Annotated in this window: 14 protein-coding genes and 1 pseudogene; 2 read left to right on the plus strand and 13 right to left on the minus strand. The window is 55.7% G+C overall.

All coding sequences use genetic code 11. The features are described 5' to 3' along the window. Positions 1–90 precede the first annotated feature (90 nt). From BLQ24_RS03440 to BLQ24_RS03500, 13 genes and pseudogenes are all read right to left on the minus strand, one after another. The gene (locus BLQ24_RS03440) at positions 91–495 is read right to left on the minus strand and encodes a Fur family transcriptional regulator (RefSeq protein WP_090162695.1); all 405 of its coding nucleotides are present in this window, start codon (positions 493–495) and stop codon (positions 91–93) included. Between the two features lie 175 nt (positions 496–670). Next, on the minus strand, positions 671–1,687 hold the full coding sequence (gene dusB / locus BLQ24_RS03445) for a tRNA dihydrouridine synthase DusB (protein ID WP_336433256.1): 1,017 nt from the start codon (positions 1,685–1,687) through the stop codon (positions 671–673). After that, positions 1,687–2,511: a type III pantothenate kinase gene (locus BLQ24_RS03450; protein WP_090162697.1), complete on the minus strand. Its 825-nt coding sequence runs from the start codon at positions 2,509–2,511 to the stop codon at positions 1,687–1,689. Before BLQ24_RS03450 ends, dusB begins: the two co-directional genes overlap by 1 nt. 11 nt (positions 2,512–2,522) lie before the next feature. Next, positions 2,523–4,106, minus strand: coding sequence for a PucR family transcriptional regulator (locus BLQ24_RS03455; protein ID WP_090162699.1), 1,584 nt, complete (start codon positions 4,104–4,106; stop codon positions 2,523–2,525). 25 nt (positions 4,107–4,131) lie between these two features. Continuing rightward, entirely contained in the window at positions 4,132–6,315 is a 2,184-nt protein-coding gene (gene ftsH, locus BLQ24_RS03460) for an ATP-dependent zinc metalloprotease FtsH (RefSeq protein WP_090162701.1), read from the minus strand. A gap of 200 nt (positions 6,316–6,515) precedes the next feature. After that, entirely contained in the window at positions 6,516–7,349 is an 834-nt protein-coding gene (locus BLQ24_RS03465; protein ID WP_090162704.1) for a TatD family hydrolase, read from the minus strand. A 135-nt stretch (positions 7,350–7,484) separates the two neighbouring features. Beyond that, a pseudogene (gene metG / locus BLQ24_RS03470) lies at positions 7,485–9,440 on the minus strand (methionine--tRNA ligase); the annotation flags it as partial. A 24-nt stretch (positions 9,441–9,464) separates the two neighbouring features. Next, positions 9,465–9,662 (minus strand): hypothetical protein, encoded by a 198-nt coding sequence (locus BLQ24_RS03475; RefSeq protein ID WP_090162708.1) that lies wholly within the window; start codon positions 9,660–9,662, stop codon positions 9,465–9,467. Between the two features lie 38 nt (positions 9,663–9,700). Beyond that, positions 9,701–10,318, minus strand: coding sequence for a cytidylate kinase-like family protein (locus tag BLQ24_RS03480; RefSeq protein ID WP_163427009.1), 618 nt, complete (start codon positions 10,316–10,318; stop codon positions 9,701–9,703). A gap of 147 nt (positions 10,319–10,465) precedes the next feature. Beyond that, positions 10,466–12,256 carry an ABC transporter ATP-binding protein gene (locus BLQ24_RS03485; protein ID WP_090162841.1) on the minus strand — a complete coding sequence of 597 codons (1,791 nt, stop codon included), beginning with the start codon at positions 12,254–12,256 and terminating at the stop codon, positions 10,466–10,468. 63 nt (positions 12,257–12,319) lie between these two features. Beyond that, positions 12,320–14,659 (minus strand): ABC transporter ATP-binding protein, encoded by a 2,340-nt coding sequence (locus BLQ24_RS03490; protein ID WP_090162713.1) that lies wholly within the window; start codon positions 14,657–14,659, stop codon positions 12,320–12,322. Next, positions 14,656–15,228 (minus strand): MarR family winged helix-turn-helix transcriptional regulator, encoded by a 573-nt coding sequence (locus tag BLQ24_RS03495; RefSeq protein WP_176755855.1) that lies wholly within the window; start codon positions 15,226–15,228, stop codon positions 14,656–14,658. Before BLQ24_RS03495 ends, BLQ24_RS03490 begins: the two co-directional genes overlap by 4 nt. 905 nt (positions 15,229–16,133) lie before the next feature. Continuing rightward, positions 16,134–17,450 carry an aspartate kinase gene (locus BLQ24_RS03500; protein ID WP_090162716.1) on the minus strand — a complete coding sequence of 439 codons (1,317 nt, stop codon included), beginning with the start codon at positions 17,448–17,450 and terminating at the stop codon, positions 16,134–16,136. A gap of 293 nt (positions 17,451–17,743) precedes the next feature. Between BLQ24_RS03500 and BLQ24_RS03505 the strand changes: the two genes are divergently transcribed. Continuing rightward, on the plus strand, positions 17,744–18,805 hold the full coding sequence (locus tag BLQ24_RS03505; protein ID WP_090162719.1) for an acyl-CoA dehydratase activase-related protein: 1,062 nt from the start codon (positions 17,744–17,746) through the stop codon (positions 18,803–18,805). Next, a complete protein-coding gene (locus BLQ24_RS03510; protein ID WP_090162720.1) occupies positions 18,802–19,881 on the plus strand; it encodes a hypothetical protein in 1,080 nt (359 codons plus the stop codon). Before BLQ24_RS03505 ends, BLQ24_RS03510 begins: the two co-directional genes overlap by 4 nt.

A 19,881-nucleotide genomic window follows, 5' to 3' on the forward strand; every position in this document is an offset into this window, starting at 1 on the left:
CTGTTCCGATCCGGTTTCATCCCCGGAACGGATCCTGTACTTTCCTATTATCGCCCGCCGCGCTGTGCGGCTGAATTGATTGACTTGTTATCAGGAAACCGCATCTTCCCGGTCCTCCTGCGCGAGACAGTCCGGACAGATTCCATAAAAGTAGGTCACATGTCCCAGGACTTTCCCCTGAAAACTCCTTCCGGCAATGTCGTTGATCTCTTCGATGCTGTCCATCTCAAGATCCAGGACTCTGCCGCAGTGCCGGCATACGAAATGGTTATGCGGCGCAGCGTTGCCGTCGAACCGGTCCGGTCCCTCCCCTGTACTGATCTTCTGGATCTCTCCCATTTCTGTCAGCAGGGAAAGGTTACGATAGACCGTCGCCAGACTGATGTTCGGAATCTCCTTCCGGATATTCTGGTACACCGTCTCGGCGGTCGGATGATCGGTTCGGGTCATCAGGAAAGCCTTGATACAGTCACGCTGTCTGCTGTGCTTGATCATATACTTTTCTGTCCTACTCCTTTCATTTCTACGCCTTTCGCTTGGAACAACTATAATGTATCACGGCAGAGGGATTATGTCAATAATAAAAACGATAATTATTGTTATTTTATCGAAAAATTTTTCCTGCAAAAAAAACGCACGGAAAGATCGCTCTTTCCGCACGTTCTCCCGGTTATTCTTTGTCCTCTCCGGCGCCGCAGGAAGGCCTCTCCTCCGGGATTTCACTGATGGCCCGGTACCATGTATCGGCATCGTCGATCCGGTTGAGCATCCCCCGCATCTTCGCACTCCCCGGAACGCCCCTCAGATACCATCCGCTGATGCTGCGCATCTCCCGCACGGCGGCGTACTCGCCCTTCAGTTCGATCATGTCCCGGAGCTGCCGCTTCATCATGGCTTTCTTCTCGGCCATGGACGGGGCAGGATGGGGCGCCCGTCCGTTCCACCAGTCGTCCAGATCCCGGAACAGCCAGGGATTGCCCCGGGCGGCCCGGGCGACCATGACGAAATCGCATCCGGTCTGCTCCATCATGGCTCCGGCGGAGGACGGGTCCGTTATATCGCCGTTTCCGATGACCGGAATGCGGACCGCTTCCTTCACCTGCCGGATGATGTCCCAGTCCGCCCGGCCGGCGTAGTACTGCTCCCGGGTGCGTCCGTGCACCGCCACCGCCGCACCGCCGCCGTTTTCGATGGCTTTCGCCACTTCCACAGCGTTCCGGCTCTCATCATTGAATCCAGCCCGGATCTTCGCCGTCACCGGCTTCGAGGTGTGCTTCACCGCCGCCCGGATGATTTCCTCCACCAGGCGGGGCTGCTTCATGAGGGCGGAACCCTCCTGATTTTTCACGATTTTCGGAACGGGACAGCCCATATTGATATCCAGAATCACATGGTCCCGCTCATCCAGTTTCTCCGCCGCATAGGCGATGATGTCCGGTTCATGGCCGAAGATCTGGAATGCAGTGGGTTTCTCTTCCGGATAGCGGAAGAGCAGAAGGTCCGACTTCCGGTCCCCGTAGTACAGCCCCTTCGCACTCACCATCTCCGTATAGACGAGAGACGCTCCCATCTCACCGCATATGCGCCGCATGGGAGCGTCCGTCAATCCTGCCATGGGAGCCAGAAAAAACGGATTCTCCGGCTCGAAATTTCCGATTTTCGTGATCCTGTTTTCATTCGGAATCACTATACCAGTCCCTCCTCGTTCTTCGGGGCCCGCCGGCCGTGATGCCGGTTCTTTTCATAGATGAACTCCAGGCCTTCCAGGGTCAGCATCTTGTCCACAACGTCGATGCATTCCACACCGGAACTGATCATGGTAGACAGTCCGCCGGTGGCGATGACCCGCACCGGCTGGCCGGTGCCGTCCAGCCTCTCCAGCTCCTTCTTCATCTTGCGGACAATGAATTCCACCATGCCCATGTGGCCGTAGATCAGACCGGACTGCATGCCCAGAATGGTATTCCGGCAGATGGTGTGTCCCGGATCTTCCAGTTCCACCTTCGGCAGCTTGGCCGCCTTTTCGAACAGCACCTCGGAGGAGATCTTCACCCCCGGTGCGATGGTGCCGCCCAGGTATTCCGCCTTCGAAGAGATGGCGCAGAATGTGGTGGCCGTTCCCAGGTCGATGACGATCAGCGGACCGCCATACTTCTGGTGTGCGGCAACCGCATTGACGATCCGGTCCGCCCCCAGCTGTTTCGGGTTGTCGTACTTCACGATCAGTCCGGTCTTGATGCCGGACTCCACGACGATGGGCACGATGCCGAAGTATTTCATGACCATGTGACGGATGGTGTACAGCACCGACGGCACAACGGTGGCGATGATGACGTCATCGATGTCCTTCCTGTCGATCTTCTGATCGGCGAACAGCTGCTTCACCAGCATTCCGTATTCATCTGCGGACTTGTGGCTGTCCGTCTCAATTCTCCAGTTCGTCAGCAATTCTCCGTCCCGGAACACCCCGAGTACAGTATTGCTGTTTCCAATATCAAATGCTAATAACATGCTGTTACCTGCTACTTCACTACCCTTTCCAGACGTTTCAGTGCCAGGGCCATGGTGAGACCCGGAATCACCCGGTTTCCGGTAATCTCCGCACCCAGTATTTCATTAATTCTTTTCAGTCTGTACTGAACCGTATTCGTGTGGATTCCCATGAAAGTACTCGTCTTTCCGCTGTTCATACCAGCGTCCAGAACGAAGGTCTCCAGGGTTTCCAGCAGCTGCTTGGCCTTGTTCTCACCCATTTCCCGGCGGAACGGTTCCAGCAGGTCGATGTAGGTCTTCTTCAGGTGGCCGCCCTGTACCTGCAGATTGATGCAGTTGGACACCAGTGCCAGCTCGTACTTCGTGAACACCCGCTTATACGGAAAGACACTTTCCACAAAAGTCCAGGTCTCTCCGATCAGACGGAAGGCATCCCCCGCACCTTCGATGCCGTTGATGCCGGTGCAGTGGAAGATCCGCACCGTCTTCCCGATTTCCTTCAGGCTGTCGAACATGGCGAGGCAGGCCATCTTCTGTGCGAACTTGTCCTTCTCCGGAGACTCGCCGTGCTTCACCACCACGGCGCTGGTTTCTTCTCCGTCCACAACCCGCATGACCTCCAGGCTCTCCTGGCTCTCATAACGGGAAATAATCTCGTTCCCTTCTTCATTCTCGATGCCCCGGGCGGTGAACACGCTGAGGATCGTATCCGGATCCAGACCGATTTCGTCCTTCAGGGAATAAGCCAGGGACTTGTTATCTCTGACCATCGCCTTGATGAACTCCGCCTTGACGTCCCGCTTCGGCGTATACTTCCACATTCCCATGGCCAGCTCGATGATCTCGGCCAGCTTGGAAATCTCCCCGGCGGAGTAATTGTCTTCGTTGTCCACAATGAAAAGGAAGTACTTCTCTCCGTTCACCGAGATCGGTCCCCAGTATGTCAGGACCCCGTTCACGTCGATGAAGGTGTAGATGCCGGACTGCTCCACATCGTGATTCTTCCCCATGCGGATGGCATCCTCGATAGTCACCTTCTGTCTGGTTTCAATGGCCAGGATCGGATTGAAATCCCGGGACAGGAGGACGACCTGGAAATTATTACTCAGGGCGGCTTCCTTCAGCGCAGACTGGAAGTTGCTGTGCTTCTCAAAATCCAGCAGATGGTAAATTGTGTTGTTGATCAGACCGTTGCGGAAGTTATCTCCATAACGGAGCTCGTCCATGACCTGTTCGATCACATCCCGGTACTGGGCCGGATTGTCGGAAGGAATGACAATCAGCGGCAGCCCCATATTCTCGGCGGCCTTCACCACATCGTCTCCCAGCGTCGTCAGTCCGTTCTTCTGATGGAATACCACCAGGGCTGCGATGCCCGCTCTGGCCAGCGCATCCACGATATCCCGTTTCGTCTCGATGTCGTTGTCCAGTCCGACGAAGGAGGTCAGCACCAGCTGCTCCTTCACACCATTCTCCGCCACCGCCCGCTCTGCGTCGGTGGCATCCATGACGGAAACCGAGCGAACCCGGTTCCCGATATTTCGCCGGCCTGCTGCCAGGATACTCGGTGTCATCTTCTCCAAACTGAGGCAATCATTCACTGCGATTTTCATGAATCACCATATCCTTTCGTATTGTCTATTCCCCGTCTGCATTATCTGCCTTGTCGGTCTTCCCGTCCTGGGTCTCCGGCGCATCCGGACTCTCCGGCAGCGGATTCTCTCCCCGGGTTTCTTCCGCCGGGGTTTCCTCCGCCTCCGGACGACCGGCTCCTTCCGCCGGTTCCTTCTTCCCGGGATGGGCGGAATCTTCAATGGCGAGTCCGCCGTTCTGATCGTCAATGGTGAGACGAATCACCCGCGGGCCCTGTCCGTTCTCATCCTCGGATGCTGCAGCCCTTCTGGCTTCTTCCTCTTCTTTCCGGATCTGCCGGGATTCCGCCGCTTCCTTCTCGTTCTCACGGCGGATCTTATCCTCATGTTCCCGGACCTGCTTCTCAATGCCCTCGGCATCGATCTTCCCGGTATACAGTTCTTCGAACTGTTCTCCGTCCAGAGTTTCCACACGCATCAGGGCTTCTGCAACGGAAACGACCTGATCCATATGCTCTTTCAGAATGCGTTCCGTCTCCTGGTAAGCTCTCTCCAGAATATCTCTGACCTCATGATCGATCTCGGATGCAACACTGTCGGAATAAGCCTTCGTCTTGCTGAAATCCCGACCCAGGAACACGTCGTCGGAATCGCTGTAGTTGACCGGTCCGATCTTCTCGCTGAAACCGTACTTCGTGACCATGGAACGGGCAATGTCCGTGGCCCGCTCGATATCGTTGCTGGCACCGGTGCTGATGTCGTCCAGCGTCAGTGCTTCCGAGACACGTCCCCCCAGAAGGTGCATGATCTGGTGTTCCATGTCCTTCTTCGTCTCGAAGGAACGGTCCTCTGTCGGCAGCCACATGGTGAATCCGCCGGCCGAGCCTCTCGGAATGATTGTGATCTGGTGCACCGGATCGGAACCCGGAATACTGCGCATGACCACAGCGTGTCCCGCCTCATGATATGCTGTGAGCTTCCGCTCCTTCTCGCTGATCACACGGCTCTTCTTCGCCGGTCCCGCCATGACCTTCGTGGTCGCCTCTTCAATCTCCGCCATGCGGATCCATCTGCCGTTTCTTCTGGCGGTGATCAGCGCCGCTTCATTCAGCAGGTTCTCCAGATCCGCCGGTGTGAAGCCAGGTGTGCGGCGGGCAATGATTTCCGGGGAAACCTCCTTCGCCAGCGGCTTATTCTTCGAGTGAACCCGGATAATCTCCTCCCGGCCCTTCACATCCGGAATGCCGATGACAATCTGACGGTCGAAGCGGCCCGGACGAAGCAGGGCCGGATCCAGTACGTCCGGACGGTTCGTGGCTGCCAGAATGATGATGCCGGAATTCTCTGCGAATCCGTCCATCTCCACCAGCAGCTGGTTCAGGGTCTGCTCCCGTTCGTCATTGCCGCCGCCCAGGCCTGCACCTCTCTTACGGCCCACCGCATCGATTTCGTCGATGAACACAATGCACGGCGCATTCTTCTTCGCCTGATCGAACAGATCCCGGACACGGGACGCACCCACGCCGACGAACATTTCCACGAAATCAGAACCGCTGATGGTAAAGAACGGAACACCGGCCTCCCCGGCTGTAGCCCGGGAAACATAGGTCTTTCCGGTGCCCGGCGGACCGACCAGCAGAATTCCCTTCGGAATTCTCGCTCCTACATCATTGTATTTCCGCGGATCCTTCAGGAAGTCCACCACCTCCTGCAGCTCCTCCTTCTCTTCCTTCAGGCCGGCTACCTGCTTGAAAGTGATTTTCTTTCCTTCATCGCCCCGGTAGAGCTTCGCCCGACTCTTCCCGAACTGGAACGCCTTCCCGTTGCCCCCCTGATTCATCATCAGATAGAACAGGAATCCCAGTGCGATGACCATGATCAACGTCGGAAGAATCGACATGATCGTACTGGTATGGCTCGGCGGATCGGTCTCCATCTTCAGCTGACCGTTATCCACCATCTTATATACATACTTCTGTTCCAGCCATTCAATCTCCAGAGCCCCCGGCGCATAAGCATACACAGTCTTCTCCTTGCTCAGCTTCGCGGTGATCTTCTGGTTCGTAATATTCAGCGACTGGACCTTGTCATTCTTCAGGTAGGACGCCATGGTGGAGAAGGAAACCTCCTTCGTACTTCCGTCCGCAGCCCCCCTGTACAGCGCCGCAACTCCCAGCACAATGCCGAAAATGACGATGTATATGACAATGTTCTTCACGAATTTATTCAAAGTACGCCTCCTGCTTGTCACAATTTTCGTGTTTCATTACAACTTTCCGATACCAATCCCATAGTAACAACTAATTTTAGCACACGCTCTAAAATGATTCAATAATGAAGATAGAAACACTGTTTCAGGCAACAAAAAAATCGTGCGGCAGCCCGGCCCCAAAACGAGGCCGGCCCGCCGCACTCCAATATCCGTCCGTTCTACCGGATATCATAGAACCGCATTGCGTTCCGACAGGTAATTTCCGCCATTTCTTCGTAGGAAATACCCCTGAGTTCCGCCACTTTCCGGCAGGTGAATTCCACATAAGGCGCCAGATTCGGCCGGCCCCGGTAAGGCTCCGGCGTCATGTACGGCGCATCCGTTTCCACCGTCAGATACTGCTCCGGAATCCGCCGGACCACTTCCCGGGTCTTCCGGTTGTTCTTGAACGTCACCGGGCCGCAGATGGATATGGTGGCCCCCAGCTTCACATACTGCTCCGCCATCTCCGCACTGCCGGAATAACAGTGAAGCAGCACTCTGGCGTCCTCCGTCTCTGTGCCCTCCGGACCCGGCCGCTTCGGGAACCAGCTCTTCCTCTCCGGGGAGAAGGCCCCCTCCTCCTTCAGAATGTCCATGGTTTCCTGATCCGCATCCCGGGTGTGAATCATGATCGGCATATGCAGTTCGTTGGCCATCCGGAGCTGCCGGCGGAACCAGTACCGCTGGTTCTCCCGGTCCGACAGATCATAATGGAAATCCAGGCCGATTTCCCCCACCGCCTTCACCTTGGGATCCTTCGTCATTTCCCGGATCTGCGCCAGAATCTCCTCCGTCAGATGATCCGCTTCATGGGGATGATACCCCACCGCGGCGTAGCACCAGCTGTAGGCGTGGGCATCTGCCAGAGCCTGCCGGGATGTGGCCAGGTCACTGCCCGGGTCCATGATATAGGCCACGTCAGAAGCGGCGATCCGCTGCGCCGCTTCCTCCCGGGCTTCCTGCGTGTAATCCTCGTCATTCAGATGTGTGTGTGCGTCGAACAGCCTCATTTTCGTCTATTCCGTCCTCTCCACATGAAAATCGCCGGGGCCGGAGCCCCGGACGATTTCTGTTCTTTTCGTTTCTTCCTGCCTCGTGCATCTTCATTACGCATCTTCATCGTGCATCTTAACAGGCCGCCTGCGCTACTGCACGCTGCTTCCGTCGTCGGCGTCGGTTGTGACGATGGAAAGTTTCTTCCCGTCATCTGCGAAGAGCAGCATGCCCTTGGACTCCAGTCCCCGCAGCTTCTTCGGTTTCAGATTCGCCACCACGATCACCTTCTTTCCGACCAGTTCCTCCGGCTGATAGTATTCTGCCACACCGGAAATGATCTGACGTTCTTCTGTGCCGATCCGGACCTTGAATACCAGAAGCTTGTCCGCATCCGGGTGCTTCTCTGCCTTCATGATCGTACCCACCTTCAGGTCGATCTTCCCGAAATCGTCGAAATCGATGGCATCTTTCTCCACGAACTGCTTCGCTTCCTTATCTGCCTTCTTCTTCGCTTCCGCCATGGTCTTCGCCTTGATAGCTTCCAGTTCCGCCAGTTCCTTCTCAATGTCAAGACGCGGGAACAGCGGATCACCCTTTGTCACCTTCGCCCCCCGGATCCGGTCAAACACAGAGGCATCTTCCCAGCAGGCACTGTCCTCCGGCAGACCCAGCTGTGCTCTCATGCGTTCGGACGTGGTGTGCATGAACGGGATAATCAGGATGGAGATGATGCGCAGGGACTCTGCCAGGTTGTGCAGACAGGTGTCCAGCTCAGGCTTCTTCTCCGGGTCCTTCGCCAGAATCCACGGTGTCTTCTCGTCGATATACTTGTTCGCCCGGCGAACCAGTTCCCAGATGTCCTCCAGCGCATAGTTGAACTGGAAATCATCCATGTGGGCGTCCATCTTCGGCACAACCCCCAGAGCCACTTCCTTCAACTCCCGGTCGATGTCGTCCTCTGTCGCTGCATCCGGCGTGATGCCGTCGTTGTATTTCTCAATCATGGCAACCGTACGGGACAGCAGATTGCCCAGGTCGTTAGCCAGATCGAAGTTCATGCGCTTCAGCATGACTTCGTTCGTGAAGACGCCGTCCTGACCGAATGTGTACTCCCGGAGCAGGAAATATTTCAGCGCATCGATGCCGTAGCGGTCGATCAGGAAAACCGGATCCACCACATTCCCCTTGGATTTACTCATCTTTCCGCCGTCGATCAGCAGCCAGCCGTGGCCCAGAACATGCTTCGGCAGCGGCAGTTCCAGGGACATCAGCATCGCCGGCCAGATCACAGAATGGAACCGGACGATTTCCTTCCCCACCAGATGATAATCCGCCGGCCAGTACTTCTCGAATTCCGCCGTGTCATCCGGATATCCCAGGGTGGTGATGTAATTCGTCAGCGCATCCAGCCATACATAGATGACACTCTTCGGATCCCCCGGTACCGGAATACCCCAGTCGAAGGAAGAACGGGAGATGCACAGATCATCCAGTCCCTGCTTCACGAATTCAATCATCTCATGTCTTCTCGTATCCGGCTGCAGGAACTCCGGGTGCTGATCGAACAGTTCCAGGATCCGGTCCTGATACTTCGAAAGGCGGAAGAAGTACGCATCCTCCGACGTCCATTCCACCGGGCGGCCGCAGTCCGGACAGCAGCCGTTCACCAGCTGGCTCTCGGTCCAGTAGGATTCACACGGCGTGCAGTACCAGCCTTCGTACTTTCCCTTATAGATGTCCCCCTTCGCATTCATCTTCTCGAAGATCGCCTGCACCCGCTTCACATGTCGGGGCTGGGTGGTACGGACGAAGTCATCATAGGAAATCTCCATGGTCTTCCACAGATCCTGAATTCCGCCGACGATCTCATCCACATACTCCTGGGGTGTAACCCCCTTCTCCTTCGCCTTCTGCATGATCTTCAGGCCATGCTCGTCGGTTCCGGTCTGGAACCGGACGTCATATCCGCACAGACGCTTGTACCGGGCCATGGCGTCCGCCATGACGGTGCAGTATGTGTGTCCGATATGGAGCTTGGAACTCGGATAGTAGATCGGAGTCGTGATATAAAACTTACCTTTCGGTGCTTTCTCTTCAGCCATTCTTCTAAATCCTTCCTTCTGTCTTTATTACTGGTCCAGATCCTCATCCGCCCAGTCATCACTGGACCACTCTTCATCCGGCCATTCGTCATTCACGAAGATATCTTTCATGATCTTGTTCATGCCGAGAACCAGTGTCGTTCCCGCAACCATGCCAACGCCGACGATCGCCGCCGCTGCCTTCAACGCTGCCTTCACAGAAATGTCTTTCTCGTTCTTCTTCATGTCCTACCTCCTGACGTGATCCTGCGCCGATCCTCCGATCAGTGCTTGTTATTCCGCTTCGTAATGTACTCCACGATCAGATCCGCCGCACAATCCTCATCCACATGACTGGTATTGATGGCCAGATCGTAGTTGACATAATCTCCCCATTTCTGGGACGTATGGTAGTTGTAATAGTTCCGTCTGGCCTTGTCATAGGACAGGATCTCCCGCTTCGCCTTCGCCGGGTCCGTTCCGTAAACCTGAATGCAGCGCTCCATCCGGTCCTCCAGTCTGGCGTGAACGAACACATTCGTCACTCCCGGCAAATCCCGGAGTACATAGTCTGCGCAGCGGCCCACGATGACCCCTTCTCCCAGCTCGCCGATCTGCGTGATGACGTCGAACTGCGCCAGGAACAGTTTCTCGTTCATGGACATGGTGTCCGCCACAGCGCCTTCCGTGAAATTCACTGCGGAAGACAAGGTATAGGAGAATTGGCTCTTCGCCCGGAGCTCCGCCTTCTCGATGATCTCCCGGGACAGACCACTCTTCTGAGCCGCCATGTCGATGATCTCCCTGTCATAAAACGGAACACCGATCCGCTCGGCCAATTTCGCCCCGACGATTCTTCCGCCGCTGCCGTACTCCCGGCTGATCGTGATCAGTTTCTTCATTGCATACCTCCAATTTAAATAGTTATTCATTATTATATAACATTTCCGGTGCAAAGGAAACACGTATCACCGTGTTTCCCCGCACCGGAAAGCAGATTGCAATGACCGGGCGACCCGGAAACTGCCTTGGATTTTTTTGTTATGAGACTACGCTTCCGCCTCTTCAAACTGGGAGTTGTACAGATCAGCGTAGACCCCGCCCCGGGCCAGTAGTTCGTCATGGGTTCCCTGTTCCACAATATCCCCGTGGTTCATCACCAGGATGCAGTCCGCATCACGAATCGTGGAAAGACGATGGGCGATGACGAAGCTGGTGCGCCCCTTCATGAGGTAATCCATGGCTGACTGGATCAATTCCTCCGTCCGGGTATCCACCGAAGAAGTCGCCTCATCCAGAATCAGCAGCTTCTTGTCCGCCAGAATCGCCCGGGCGATGGTGAGCAGCTGTTTCTGCCCCTGGGAGACGTTGGAGGACTCCTCATTCAGTACCATGTTGTAGCCTCCCGGCAGCGTGCGAATGAAATGGTCCGCATGGGCCGCCTTCGCCGCCGCAATGACTTCCTCGTCGGTAGCGTCCAGCCGTCCGTACCGGATATTCTCCATAATCGTTCCCTGGAACAGCCAGGTGTCCTGCAGAACCATGGCGAAGTTGTCCCGGAGATCGCGGCGCCGGAAATCCCGGATGTCATGGCCGTCCAGGCGGATCGCCCCGCTGTTCACATCGTAGAACCGCATCAGCAGCTTCACGATGGTGGTCTTTCCGGCACCGGTCGGACCGACGATGGCAATCTTTTCGCCGGATTTCACATCCACGCTGAAGTCGTGGATGATGGTCTGATCCGCATCATAGCCGAAGCGTACATGATCGAAGGTCACGTTTCCTTTTGTCCCTTCCGCTAATGCCGGGGAAGCCGGATCTTCTGACTCCTCCGCCTCGTTCAGAAATTCAAACACCCGCTCCGAGGCCGCCGTCATGGACTGCACCTGGTTCATCACCTGGGCAATCTGGGTCAGCGGCTGGGTCAGATTCTTCACATACTGAATGAATGCCTGGATGTCCCCCACACCGATGGTTCCCCGGATCACCAGGAATCCGCCGGAAATGGCCACGCCGGCATACCCCAGGTTCCCCACAAACATCATCATCGGCTGCATGATGCCGGAGATGAACTGGGACTTCCAGGCCGATTCGTACAGAACATCGTTGGTGCGGTCGAATTCACCGACGGTCTCCTGCTCCCGGTTGAAGGCCTTGATGACCTGCTGACCGGAGAAGCTCTCTTCGATCTGACCGTTGATCCGGCCCAGCGCACTCTGCTGTACTTTGAAGTACTTCTGGGAAAACTTCACGATCAGGGTCAGAAGGCCTGCAGACAACGGCAGAATAACCAGAGAAATCAGGGTCATGAGCGGTGAAATCGTGAGCATCATGACGATAACGCCGACGATGGTGCAGACCGCCGTGATGATGGCGGTGATGCTCTGGTTCAGACCCATGCCCAGGGTATCCACGTCGTTGGTGATCCGGGACAGGACTTCGCCGTAAGGCCGGCTCTCAAAATACTTCATTGGCATCCGGTTAATCTTCTCCGAAATCTCCCGGCGCATGCGGTAGACGACTTTCTGGGTGATTCCCGTCATAATCCATCCCTGCACGAAGTTGAACGCCGCACTGGTCAGGTAGAGGCCCAGGGTGAACAGCAGGATTCTGCCGATGGCGCCGAAGTCGATGCCCCCCGTGCCGGCGATCTTACGCATGAGACCGTTCGCCAGCTCCGTGGTGGCACGTCCCATGATCTTCGGTCCGATGACCTGGAACACGGTGGCCGCCGCGGCGAAGATCATGACGAAAAACACGCCGATCTTGTAACGCCCCATGTAGCGCATGAGGTCTCCGGCGGACTTCCGGAAGTTTTTCGGCTTTTCGCCCGGGGCCATGCCGGCGCCCGGTCCGTGGTGCCGGGGCCGGTTATATTTTTTTATTGTTTCGTTCTGTGCCACTTATACCGCCTCCAATTCTGATTTCGAAAGCTGTGACTGGGCGATTTCCCGGTACACTTCGCAGGAACGCATCAGTTCCTCGTGGGTTCCCTTGCCCACGATCCTGCCCTCATCCAGCACGATGATCTGCTCCGCATGCAGAATCGTGCTGATCCGCTGGGCCACAATGATTTTCGTCGCCTGCTTCTCTTCCTCCGCCAGCACCTTCCGGAGCTTTGCGTCGGTTTTCATATCCAGCGCAGAGAAACTGTCGTCGAACACGAACAGCGCCGGCTTCTTCGCAATCGCTCTGGCGATGGAAAGACGCTGTTTCTGACCGCCGGAAACGTTATTGCCGCCCTGGGCAATATAACTGTCGTAGCCTTCCTCCTTCTCGTCGATGAATTCGGATGCCTGGGCGATTTCCGCCGCCCGGCGGATCTCCTCGTCCGCCGCATCCGGTCTTCCGAACCGCAGGTTGGAAGCAATGGTACCGGAGAACAGAATGCCCTTCTGCGGCACGAATCCGATCTCCTCCCGGAGCGACGCCAGCTTCAGATCCCGGATGTCCCGGCCGTCCAGCAGAATCTCTCCCTCTGTGACGTCATAGAACCGCGGGATAAGATTCACCATGGTGCTCTTCCCGGATCCGGTGCTGCCGATGATGGCCGTCGTCTGTCCCGGCTCCGCCGTGAAATCAATGTCGGTCAGAACATTGTCCTCTGCCCCCGGATAACGGAAACCCACATGCCGGAATTCGATCCGGCCCTGTTTCGTTTCAATGGCCTCTGCATCCGCCTTCTCCACAATGGACGTCTCCGTCATCAGGACTTCGTGGATCCGGTCCGCCGCCACACCGGCCCGAGGCAGGATGATGGACATGACCGTGATCATCATGAACGCCATGACAATCATCATACTATATGTAATAAAGGCAGTCATCGCACCCACCTGCATGGTGCCGTCGTTGATCCGGTGGGCTGCCACCCATGTGATGAGGACGGACAGACTGAACATGACCAGCATCATGGACGGCTGCATGAACGTCATGACCCGGTTGGTGAAGAGCTGGGTTTTCTTCAGTTCCACATTCGCCCGGTCGAACCGCTCTTCCTCCGTCTTCTCCCTGCCGAAGGCACGGATCACCGGAAGACCGGTGAGAATTTCCCGGGACACCCCGTTCAGCTTGTCCACCAGCGTCTGCATGATCTTGAACTTCGGCAGCGCCAGGGCCATCAGAATCAGTACCAGGAACACAATCGCTCCCACACCGGCCAGGATCACCCAGCTCATATGTGCGTGGGTGTTCGCCACTTTCACAATGCCCCACACCCCCATAATCGGTGCATAGAGCACCATCCGGAGCATCATGGTGCTGACCATCTGCACCTGCTGCACGTCATTGGTGCACCGGGTGATCAGGGACGAAGTGGAGAACTGATCCATCTCCGCATTGGAATAAGCCATGACATTCCGGAACATGCCCCTGCGCAGATCCCGGCCCACATTGGCGCCTACCCGGGAAGCAAAGAACGACACCATGGATGCCACCAGCATCATCAGCAGCGCCATGGCGAACATTCTGCCGCCGCAGCGCCAGAGGTAGGACTTCTGCATCCGGTTCACGTTGATCCCCGCCGCCTTGTTGCACTCCGCAGCATAGCGGATTCCCATGGCCTTCAGGGTCTCGCTCCCGACGGAGTCGATGGTCTTCTGCATCTGACGCTTCGCCTTCCGGATCTGGGCATCGTCCATGGTTCCCTTCCGGATCATATCTCCCATGATGCTGCGCATATCCACATACGTCTTCATCCGGCCGTTTTCATCCTTCGCCCGGAAGGAACGGATGTCCATATGGAACGTCTTCTCCATTTCACTGAGGGACATGGCGTCGATCTTCTTCAGCATCTCCTCCTGTGCTTTCTTCTGCGCCCCGGACGAACCGGCAGCTCCGAAACCATTCTGCTTCAGGGAGCGCTTCACCGTCTTCTTGAAGGTCTTCACACTGGTGTGTCCCAGCTGATAGGTCAGCACCACCGGCGTCATGAACTTTTCATCCAGTTTCTCCAGACGCTTCTCATCTGTTACTTTCAATTTGTAATAAGTTCCGGATTTCTCATAAATACTCTGCCATTCCTTCTTCTCCCCCTTCGTCATGAAGATCTGGACGGCCCGGTACTCGTCCGCCGGCTGCCGCTCCGGCAGAATATGTTCAATGCCCTTGTTCTGAATGCCGGTATCAATGATATCCTGCGTATACTGCGGCAGTGCCATGTCACAGTATGCCTGCACCATCAGAAGGGCGATCAGAAGAATCACCGTCTTCCAGTATGGCTTCAGATTCCTGAGCAGATTTCTCATCGCATTTCTCCTTTCTTCTTCCCTTTTTTCGGCGCTTCTTCCTTCCGGTTTCTTCCGGCGGACATCCATCGGCCTTCTTCTTCCTCCAGAATGTGACGCAGCCGGCGAAGCAGCCGGATCAACTCTTCCATGTCCTCCGCGCCCATTCTCTCGTATACGCCTCTGGCGAACTCATTCAGGCACGCTTCCATCTCCTTTGCCTTCGCAATCCCCGCATCCGTCAGAGAGACCAGCGTATTCCGCCGGTCTTCCGGATCCGTTTCCCGCAGAATGAAGGACCGGGATTCCAGACTTTTCAGCTGGCGGGATACCGCCGGCGCCGGACAGTGCATCATCTTCACCAGCTCACTGACCCGGATTCTTTCCATCTGCCGTTCCCGTTCAAGTCCCCAGATCGCCCCGAGGATCCAAACCTCCCCGTTATTCAGCCCAGGGATCCGTTTCAGGATCTTCGGACGCCGGATCGCATGCAGTTCCCGGACAAAATCCCGGTCCCACCGTTCCGCCGCATCCTCCGGCCGTTTTTCATCCGCTTTTTCATCATTCCGTTCCTTATACTCGTTCGTCATGCCTGCCTCGCAAAGCCCCCGCATCCTCCAGCGGACACAGGGAACTATTTTCATCCGAAATAATTATCCCTGCCAATACTTAACATCGTTAAGTTTTCACAGCGTTAATCATCATACCCCCATTCCGGACTGCTGTCAATGAGAAAATGCCCTCCATTTTTCGTAAATCCGACAGCCTTGATCCGGCAATGCGGGGGAGATTGTATACAATCAGGGCATTTCTCGGATCCGGGCGGCGGACTGTTTATGATCGGCCGCTTCTCAGGTCCGGACGGGCGATCCACAAGCCGCCTTGGCGTGTATACTGTATGGCGCAGGTGCGGAATTGCCCAAATGTGCCCAAATCGCACCCCAAAACGCCGTTTCCAGGGTGCGAATCTGACAGAAAAACTTGATTAATATATTACCGCCGCTTCAGAGGGTGCGATACTGGAAAAAACCGGATTTTCGCACCTGCCTCCGCAGACAGATCGTACCTATTTGAGGGTGTGTTAGACAAAAAATAACCGAGCTGCCGATCGATCATCCCGACAGCCACTGTGACTGCCGGCAGAACAGACGGATCATCCGGCGATTGTATACGATGTGTCCGATTCGAGTAAAATAATTACAATGTAATAATTTGGTGTTCAAACAGCCGGGTGCGGAAACGAGGATTTTTTCATTTCCGCACCCGGCAGAATCGTGTCGTCCCTGATTCTCGGCCAAACCGGCGGAAACCAGGTGCGAAATTCGAAAAAACGGGATTTTCGCACCTGCCGGACGACCGCCCCACCTGCCGGACGACCGCCCTACCGCCTGGACGACCGCCCCGCCCGGCCTTTCCATACAAGAAAAGATGCCACCGCACTGAGTATGAGTCATGGCTCAGTGCAATGGCATCTCTGAAATTCAATTACGCCCCGCTATGCAACGAAAGCATTGTAAATCGCCCGGATGGCTTTCTCGAAGTCCTCGGTGTCCACGCCGACGATGATATTGATCTCACTGGATCCCTGATCGATCATGCGGATGTTGACCCCCGCTTCTGCCAGAGCGGAGAACATCTTCGCCGCCGTTCCCAGACGGCGGTTCATTCCGGTACCGACCGCTGCGATCAGGGAAATATTCTCGTGTACCGTAATGTCGTCCGGATTCAGCTGACGCTCCAGTGCATCCACCACATCCTCCAGCTTTCCGTCCAGCTCATCATTGGAGATCACCACGGAAATGGTGTCGATGCCGGTCGGAACATGCTCGAAATTGATGTCCATATCCTCCAGCACCGTGAGAACCCGGCGGAGGAAGCCGACTTCCTTGTTCATCATGTTCTTGTAGATTGCGATGACCGTGAAGTCCTTGTTTCCGGCCACGCCGCTGATGATCTTCTGCTGATCTTCCTCGGCCTCTGTGGTGATAATGGTGCCCGGATCTTCCGGTTCATTCGTGTTCCGGATGTTGATCGGAATGCCCGCCTTCCGGGCCGGGAAGACCGCATCTTCATGGAGCACGCTGGCGCCCATGTAGGACAGCTCTCTCAGTTCCACATAAGAGATCCGGCTGATCGGCTCCGGATCCTTCACAATCCGCGGGTCCGCCATCAGCAGGCCGGAAACATCGGTCCAGTTTTCGTACATATCCGCCTGCACCGCCCGGGCGACAACGGAGCCGGTGACGTCGGAACCGCCCCGGGAGAACACCTTCACCTCTCCGGTTTCCTTCGAAGAACCGTAGAATCCCGGAATGACCGCCCGTTCGTGCTTCGCCAGTTCCTCTGCCAGAGCCGCATTGGTCTCTTCCGCCATCAGGCGGCCCCGCTTATCGAAGAAGATCAGCGGCTGCGTATCCACGAAGTCGAAGTCCAGGTAGGCCGCCACCAGAATCGCCGACAGATACTCGCCCCGGCTGACGATGTAATCCTCCGAACAGCCCTTCTCCAGATTCCCCTTGATCTCCTCGAACCGGCTGTCCAGATCCACATCGATGTTCAGATTATATTTCACTGCACTGTACCGGTCCGTGATGACCTGGAACAGCTGATCATACGGAATATTATGCTGCCGCTGCGTCTGGCACATATACAAAAGATCCGTGATCTTACTGTCTCCGCTGTACCGTTTCCCCGGCGCAGACACAATCACGTATTTCCTGTCCGGATCCGCCTGAATGATATCCTTCAGCTTCTTCAGCTGAATGCCGTCCGCCACGGAAGATCCACCAAACTTCGCAACTTTAATCCCCATATGTTTCTCTCCTTGATCATGATTCATTTCTGTTTCAGTACCTCCCTTCCTCCGGGCGATACGAGACTATTATATTTCCGATCCACTAATTTCGCAACGATAATTATTGGTTTACAACAAATTTATATCCTTTGTCCTCCGAGAGATTCTGCAGCATCCCCCGCCCGGCGGGAAAGCCCCGGGATTCAGACAAAAAACCCGTTCTGTGTATTACCGTTCGCACATTACTGAAATACAATACATTATGTGGCGGCAGATCTTTTCTGCCAATCCGCTGTCATAGAGGTGAGAATATGAAACAGAAGAAATACAAACCAAATCCTCTTTTCCATGACAAAGAGCCCCTCACCATCGGGATACCCCGGGCGCTGCTGTACCCCCGTCAGATCACGATGTGGAAGACGTTCTTCGAAGAACTGGGAATGAAAATCGTCGTCAGTCCGCCGACCAACCGCCGGATCCTGGAAAACGGCACCAAGGCGGCCATTGACGAAATGTGCCTGGCGGTGAAAATCTACCTCGGGCATGTGGAGGAACTGGCAGGACACTGCGACATGATTCTGGTTCCGCGGATTGTCGATTACGGCATCCGCCGGAATATGTGCACCACCTTCGAAGGTCTGCCGGACATCGTCAGCAACATCTTCCGGGGCCGAAATCTCCGGATCCTGTCCTACAGCGTGGATGTGCAGTGCCGGGAGAAAGAGGAAAGCGCCTTTCTGGAAATGGGCCGCCGCCTGGGCGTGCCTGGCCCGAAAGCGAAACGGGCGTACCGGAACAGCCAGAAGGCCATGGAGAATGAAATTGCCGAACTTGCGAAGAAGACCGAGGCGCTTTATCGACAAAAAGACCGGCTGCGTGTCGCGGTCGCCGGGCACAGCTATATCATCGAGGACGAATACATCGGAAAGCCGGTGCTGGATGCACTGCGTCAGCTGGACGTACTTCCGATCCGTTCCGACCTGGTAAACCGGAAAAAAGCCCGGGCCACCGCCCATGAGCTTTCTCCAACTCTGAAGTGGGAGCTCTCGAAAGAACTGGCCGGCAGCCTGGCCATGCATATCAATGATCTGGACGGCATCATCCTCCTGTCCTGCTACCCCTGCGCCCTGGATTCCATGGTCAACGAAATGATCATCCGGAAGGCCTACGGGAAACGGGTTCCGATTCTTCAACTGACGCTGGACGCACAGTCCGGCACTGCCGGCGTAGAAACCCGTCTGGAGAGTTTCATCGACATTCTCCGGATGAATCACGGAGACACGGAAGACCGGCTGAACGAGGAAGCAGAGAGGCGTGCGGTCGCCGCATGTGCCGGAGCGAAGAGAGATCAGAGGGAGGGAGAAATGGCATGACGAAGACAAGAGAAAAGAAGAAAATCTCATTTCCCATGATTGCCCGGTACAATTACGCCATCCGGTATTTCGTGGAACAGGGACTGGAGCAGACCTACGTCATGCAGCCCCGCATGACGAAACGAACCATGGAACTGGGAGCGAAGTATGCGCCGGACATGGTCTGCACACCGTTCAAAACGATCCTCGGCAGTATGATCGAATCCCTGGAGGCAGGTGCCGACACCCTGCTGATGTCCATGGGCTACTGCCGTCTGGGCTATTACGGAGAACTGGCAGAACAGATTCTGCGGGATCTGGGGTATTCCTTCGGCTATATCAACTTTGCAGAATACACCACCGGAAAAAACAAGGATTATCTGAAGGCGCTGAAAAAACTCTGTCCGGACATCAGCCCGGTCCGGTCACTGAAGTACGGCATGGAAGCTCTGAAGATGATCGAAGATATCGATGACATCGAAGCGAGGTACTACGAAAACTGCGGGTTCGAAACGGAGAAAGGGGCTTTCCGGAACGTACTCCGCCGGTTTTATCGTGACATGTCCCAGGCGAACAGTCTGAAAGATATTCAGGCCGGCTACAACCGCTGCCGGGAAGCCTTCGATACGGTGCCGCTGAACAAGGGACCCCGGCCGCTTCGGGTCGGTCTGGTGGGGGAATACTTCACCATTATGGATGAATTCTCCAATCTGGATCTGGAGCAGACACTGGCCGATATGGGGGTGGAGGTCCACCGCTGGATGAATCTGACGAACCGCAATCTCCACTACCCCGGCGAAAAGAATCTGCATGTCCGGATCCAGGACTACTGTACCTACGAAATGGGCCCCACATCCACGGCCAACATCTGGTATGCGAAGAAATGTGCCGAAGAAGGGTATGACGGAATCGTTCACCTGAAGTCCGCCGGCTGCACACCGGAGATCGATGTTATGCCGGTGCTGCAGCGGATCGGAGAAGAGTACAAGATTCCGATCCTGTATCTGACCTACGATACACAGACCGGAAGCGCCAGTCTCATGACCAGGCTGGAAGCATTCTATGACATGATCGAAATGAGAAAGAAGGTCAATTAG

It is taken from the genome of Eubacterium pyruvativorans, from assembly GCF_900102225.1.
Lineage (GTDB): Bacteria > Bacillota > Clostridia > Peptostreptococcales > Anaerovoracaceae > Aminicella > Aminicella pyruvativorans.